This window comes from Vibrio sp. 10N.286.46.A8 (assembly GCF_041470165.1).
In the GTDB taxonomy this organism is placed as follows: Bacteria; Pseudomonadota; Gammaproteobacteria; order Enterobacterales; family Vibrionaceae; genus Vibrio; species Vibrio tasmaniensis_A.
In genome coordinates, this window is record NZ_JBFRLX010000234.1 from 1 (window position 1) to 6,202 (window position 6,202).

Here is a 6,202-nt window from a genome sequence, read left to right on the forward strand (position 1 = left end):
ATATTTAGGACGGTACAATATTCACAAAAAAGCCCACGCTAGGTGGGCTTCATTATTTACAATAGCTTGAGCTTACTTCAGAGCTAACTGGTCAGTAGTTTTTGTAGCTTATCCCTTAGTGTCTCAATATGAGTTCTTTCAGGTGTCTGTTCTTTACAGTGCTCAAGTATAAACTCGATAGAGCTCAGTACCGTTCGCCAGCGAGGCGTTTTCGGTAGAGTTTCTACACGTAGATATTTGTCTAGCGTTCTAGTTTGCAGGGTACTGCGGTCTAGGTAGACGCGCCACAAGCCACTCTTCTCTGCGAAGGCAAACTTGGTTTCCCCTGTAACAGACTCCCAGTAGATGATGGCATTAGTCATGACATCGACCAGCACTTCACGCATCAGCTCTTGTTTGTTTTTACCTTCACCGGTTGCTTTATCTGCAAGGCGAGTAAATTCACCGCCAAGTTCTTTCAGTTGTTGAAGTTTATCTTTGTCACCCTCAAAGGCGTAGCTTGAAAGTGCCTCAACCGCCGTTTCAAGGTTATTGACTCGGTTTGAGTTAACCCCACCACCAACATTAAAGATATACATGGTGTCGAGCTCTGAGCCTTCAGGTAGCTTAAGGATATCACTTGGTATGCGCTGACGAGTGTCGTCTATATAGATGTCAATATCACCACAGTAGTGAGCTTGTTCCACCTTAAGGTATTTAGGCGCAATGATCTCATCGGCCATAGAGCGTTTAAGCTGCTCTTGCCCGCGCCTAAATAGTTTTGCTGCAGCTTCGTTGGCAAATCGAATTCGTTGGTCATCACGAATACAGATGATGGCCTCAGGGGCTGATTCTAGCTGCTCTAGCAAGCGCCCTTGAGTTTCTAGCAGGTTCGCTTCAACCATGGCTCTGTGTTTAAGCTCCAGTTGCAATTGATCATTCTCAAGACGCCTTTGTTCAGCTTTACTTGCTGATAAGTGAGCCGTAATTCGCGCCGCCAGCTCTTGTTTGTTGAACGGTTTAGACAAGTAATCGTTGGCACCAGCTTCAAAGCCACGAACACGGTCTTCTGCTTGATTAAGAGCTGTGAGCATGATGATTGGCAACTGTGCATGATCGTATTGTTTACGCAGAGCTTCACACACCTGATAGCCACTCATACCTGGCATCATAATATCGAGCAGAAGTAACTCTGGCTTCTCTTTCTCAATCAGTTCAATGGTTTCTGGGCCGTCACATGCGGTGCGCACTCGATAACCTTCCAATTTCAAGAAACTGTCTAGCACGCGTAAATTTACTGGTTCATCGTCGGCGATAACCAGTAACGGACCGTCTGGATCTTCACTGATAACACTATTTTCTTGTTGGCTGTTATCAATTAAATCTGGCGCTTGGAAGTGCGAATAGCTTCCTGAATCACTGTAGTTATCCAATTCTTCTTGGGTGGCTAAAGGCAGGGTAAAGCTGAACGTCGTGCCAAGCATTGGTTGGCTACTTACGTACAGTGAACCGCCCATCAGTTCAATCAGTTGACGACTTATCGACAACCCAAGCCCTGCACCTTGGCGATAGTTACTTGAGTCTTGTCCTGCTTGAATCAGTGGTTCAAAGATGTGTTCTAAGTATTCAGCAGGTATACCTTGGCCTGTATCAACAACTTGTACACGAATGTTGTCGTCGATAACGCTTGCTGAGATAACAATTTTACCTTCTGATGTGTACTTGATGGCATTGCCCACCAAGTTATACATCACTTGTTCTAATCGTTGAGGATCGGACGAAACCAACCCTAAGTCACTGGGTACTTGGTTAATAATTCGGATTGGCTTATTGCCCAACAGATGATGAGACAATTCTAGTACCAAGCTGGTAGCAGCAGATAAATCAACAGCAGATTTATTTATGTCTAAACTGCCGTAGCGCATTTTGTGGTAATCAAGTAGATCATCGACCAGTGTTGCCAATCTCTGGCCACTATTGATGATGATATCCAACTGGTACTTCTGGTTGGCAGGAATAGGACCGTTTGCGCCAGAGATTAGCGCTTCAGCGATACCTACCATGCCATGTAATGGCGTTCTCAATTCGTGTGATGTTGTTGCTAAGAATTCATCTTTAAGTTTGTTGGCCAGTTGCAACTCTTCATTTTGTTTTTGAATGGTCTTAAGGTTGTCCTCAAGCTCATCATTTTGGCTCTTAATGAGCAGCATCTTTTCACGAATCGAACGTTGCATTCTTTCGAAGCTTACCGCGAGGCGGCCTATCTCATCTCTTCGTTCAGTATTAATCATGGTTTCATCAAGGTCACCCGCAGAGACTTTCTCTGCTGCCCATGTGAGCTTGAGTAACGGTGATGTGATGAAGTTAGACAGATAATGAGATGCGACAAATACAAGAATAATCGCCGTCAACATCACGATCACAAAGATCTTTTCTAACTGATGAATACGGGCAAACGCTTCTTTCTCTGGAAGCTCGACGACGAGTGCCCAAGTCGCATATTTGAGCTCAATTGGAGTATATGCAGCGATGATCGCTTGATCCTGAGCGTTGTCGAAGGTGCCAACGGCCGTTTCTCCTGCCAGAGCTTTATCAACAACATCTAAACTCAGATTAATCGACTCTTGTGAATGGGCAAGGCTACGTGGCAGATGATCATCGCCGACAAGCAAGGTTTGAATATTCGAACTCTTGTTGAGATCGGCAATAAGCTTAGTAATACCATTGATGGGCAGTCTAAACATGGCGTAACTGTGTAGGTAGCCCTGTTGAACGATAGGGGCGCCTAACCATGCGGTCTGTTTACCATTTTCGTCTTTAAAGTCAGAAACGATAACCGGTGTGTAGTCTTCGTTGGATTTGCGTTTGTCTTTTACGTCCTTTTCCAGGCGTTGAAAGGTTTTGCCGAGGTTTGCATCTTTGTACTTACCAGTCAGCAAGTTGGTGCCGTAGTCATCGCGCTTAAAAACTGAATAAGCGATGTTACCGTTAATGTCGACCAATAAAATGTCGTCAAAATCTGAACGCTTAAGCAGCTCTAAATAAGAGTTGTGGTAGCGCTTGTGAAGTAGACGATAGCGCTCGCTGCCAATAAAGCTGCTGGATTCAGGAAGAATCGATGTTTTGATTTGATCGCCCGATCCTTGAATGTAGCGCTGCTGCGCATTAGCGCGTGCTTCGTCAATGTCTAAGCCGAGGCGTTGGAATGCATTGATCAAACCATAGAATCGTCCGCCACTGGCATTGGCAAGCTCTGAGCGAACAAAACCCATCACTTGGGATTCTTGAGCTTGTAGGTAATCGACAATTTGCTGCTGTTTAGTATCACGGACGGAAACAAGGTGCGAAGTACTTTGTTCCTGAAGATCCTGACTGTGCGATTGGAGGAAAAATATCGCGATAAGTGTTACTGGGGTAATACTAAGGACAAGAAATGCCAGCATTAGGGTATTTTGAAGGCGCTTAAACTTCTGCTTACGATAGAATCTAAACATAAATTGGGTACTACTTTCCTTTGATGTACTGCTTGAAAGGGATGAAAACAAGTACAGAGAATAGAATTAACGGGTTCCAATTTAACGAAATTAACGAGTTTTTTTACTTTGACAAGTAAGTGGTATTTAAAGCGTGTGCAAAAGCTCATTTTTATGGGCTTTTGATAGAAATATGAACAGACAGCGCAGATATTGACCCTGCGCTGTGTTAGATAGGCTATTTGCTTGCGTGATAGATCGCGAATTTGGTGGTCTTATTTAGAGTCGCGCATTTTCCAAAAGCTTGCTCAATAATTGGAATGTATTTTAAAAAACTGTTCGCAACAATAATCATCTCACCAGAACGCTTCATGTGGTTAGGAGCCTGAGCAAGTAAGGTTTCAGTCGCACTGTAGCTTGTATCCAAACCAGAATGGAATGGTGGGTTACTGATGATGAATTGGTAATCTTTTGATGTGTCAGAGTAGACATCTGAGGCGAAGACATTACCTGTTAAACCATTGGCTTCTAGCGTTGCTTGGCTAGACGCCACGGCAAATGCACTGATGTCGCACATTTCCAGTTCGATATCAGGGTGACGAGATGCCATTACCGCGCCCAATACGCCTGCACCACAACCGAAATCCAGTACTTTACCTTTCAGTTTTGGCAGGGTATCAAGTAATAGTTGGCTACCAACATCAAATTGACCATGACTGAAGACGCCAGGAAGGCTTTTCACGGTCAGTGATTGCTCACCAATGTTAACCGTGTAGGTTTTAAACCAGTCTTGCAGGTTGAAGGCTGGTGGTTGCTCGAAGCATTGACCCCAGTAGAAAGAACAACGACGCGCTGAATCGTATTTCACGACTTTTCCGTAAGGAGCAAACATCTTCTCGATACTTTTAACACCAGAACGATTTTCGCCAACTACGACAATCTCGGTATCTTTACCTAACTTGGCAAATAACATCGCCAACAGAAATTCCGCTTCCGCTTTGGCCTTTGGCCAGTACAGCATCACTAAGTCGGCTTTGGTCTCTTCGGTAAACTCCGCACCATAAAAACGTTGGATGGTGTTGCAGCCTTCTAATTGACGGTAGTAGCTGTAATTAGAAGTAAACACGGTGACTGATTCACAATGTTTCGCTAATTCAACAGGGAATAAGTCTTCAGCCTCACCGGCAACTAAAACATGTTTGCCTTCAAAGTAGGCAAGTTGGCGCTCAGCAATTTGGCTTGGGGCAATATAAGCTGACATAGGACACTCTATTGAATCGTTAGCAAAAAATGAGGGCGGATTTTCGCATAATCCGCCCAAAGCTTGAAGTGTTTAATACGGGTTCGGCAACCAAGTTGCTGAACAGTTGATTAACTCTTGTCTTGCTGGTTTAAAAAGTCTTTAAACTCTTCATCGTAAATATTGAAAAGAACGATAGTAATAGCAAAGATCAGTGGGCCGTAGATAAGACCAATGAGGCCAAACAGTTGAATACCACCCAACAGTGAGAAGAAGATCATTAGGGTATTCATGCCTGCACTGCCTTGCATCAGCAGTGGTCGCAGCAGGTTGTCAATTGAGCCAACAATCGCGACACAGTAAACCGTTAGGAAAATTGCCCACGTGGTATCACCGGTTAGGAATAAGTAGGTTGCGGCTGGGATCCAGATTAGAGCGGTACCGACCACTGGGATGAAAGAGGCAAAGCCCATCATGGTGCCCCAGAACAACCCAGGGAAACCAGCAATCCACATACCTAACCCCCCCGCAAAACCTTGCGCTATTGCGGTTAAGAATGAGCCCATAACAGCAGACTTAGAAACTTGCTCAATCTCAGTGAGGAGCTTGTCTTCTTGGCTACGAGATAGCGGAAGAATATGACGAACCACACTGATGATTTTGTCGTGATCTCTTAATAAGAAGAACAGAACAAACAGCATCAAGAAGAAATCCATTAAGAAGTTGGTCGCATCACCAAGGATTTTCGCACTGATACCAACCAGTTTAGAACCAAAACTTGTCGCGAATTCTCCGACTTTCTGTGCGATGGCTTGGGGCTCAATGTTGTCGAAAGGCAGGTAGTTATTCACAAACGACAGCGCTTTGACCACAAGTGGGTGTGCAAACAGAGTCTGAATACCGCCGTGGGTCACCCATTGGTAGGTGTTCTGAGAGAACAGAGAGCCTTGCTGAACAATTGCTGCAAATACTGCCAATAAAGGGATAACAATAATGAAAGTCAGGATCACACAAGACAGCAGAGATACTACGTTCTCTTTATTCGGTATCTTCTTTTCAAGCCATTCGTGAATTGGAAACATCAGCAACGAGATGATGAATGCCATTACTATGGAATTTACATAAGGCTCGATAAGCAAGTAACAAGCATAAGCCGCCGCAAGTAGGGCAATGATGATCACCCAGTGGCTGGTGTTGATTTTGAGTTTTTCTGACACGTTAATGGTCTCTATATTTGTGTTCTGAGTTTATAATGGCTGCAAAACAGAGAGTTAGCAATGAGGAGTTTTGATAATGGGATGCTGTAATAAAGATAAGAAATGCCAAGACGAAGAACAGCAAATAAAAAAAGAGATCCCTTGGTTCAGAATGTTCCTAGGTACGCTGATGTTGTTGGTTTTTCTTTTCTGGGAACGTTAGACGTTTTTCGTTAGGTTTTCGAATAAATTGACGGGTAATTAAGCGGAGGTATCCGCGGTTGATTACTTGAACGTACTAGGGCGTGTTGACC

General features: G+C 44.1%; 4 protein-coding genes. 1 reads left to right on the forward strand and 3 read right to left on the reverse strand.

Annotated elements, in window-relative coordinates:
* Positions 1-83: 83 nt before the first annotated feature.
* The 3 genes from AB4232_RS19935 to AB4232_RS19945 all read right to left on the reverse strand — a co-directional run bounded on the left by AB4232_RS19935 (position 84) and on the right by AB4232_RS19945 (position 5,909).
* Complete coding sequence (locus AB4232_RS19935) at positions 84-3,473, reverse strand: response regulator (protein ID WP_372087841.1); 3,390 nt, start codon at positions 3,471-3,473, stop codon at positions 84-86.
* Between the two features lie 217 nt (positions 3,474-3,690).
* The gene (rsmC, locus tag AB4232_RS19940) at positions 3,691-4,713 is read right to left on the reverse strand and encodes a 16S rRNA (guanine(1207)-N(2))-methyltransferase RsmC (RefSeq protein WP_372087842.1); all 1,023 of its coding nucleotides are present in this window, start codon (positions 4,711-4,713) and stop codon (positions 3,691-3,693) included.
* Positions 4,714-4,823: 110 nt separating this feature from the next.
* Positions 4,824-5,909, reverse strand: a complete 1,086-nt coding sequence (locus AB4232_RS19945) for an AI-2E family transporter (protein ID WP_009847558.1) — start codon at positions 5,907-5,909, stop codon at positions 4,824-4,826.
* Positions 5,910-5,985: 76 nt separating this feature from the next.
* Here AB4232_RS19945 and AB4232_RS19950 point away from each other — a divergent pair, with 76 nt between their 5' ends.
* Entirely contained in the window at positions 5,986-6,111 is a 126-nt protein-coding gene (locus tag AB4232_RS19950; RefSeq protein WP_009847557.1) for a hypothetical protein, read from the forward strand.
* Positions 6,112-6,202 lie beyond the last annotated feature (91 nt).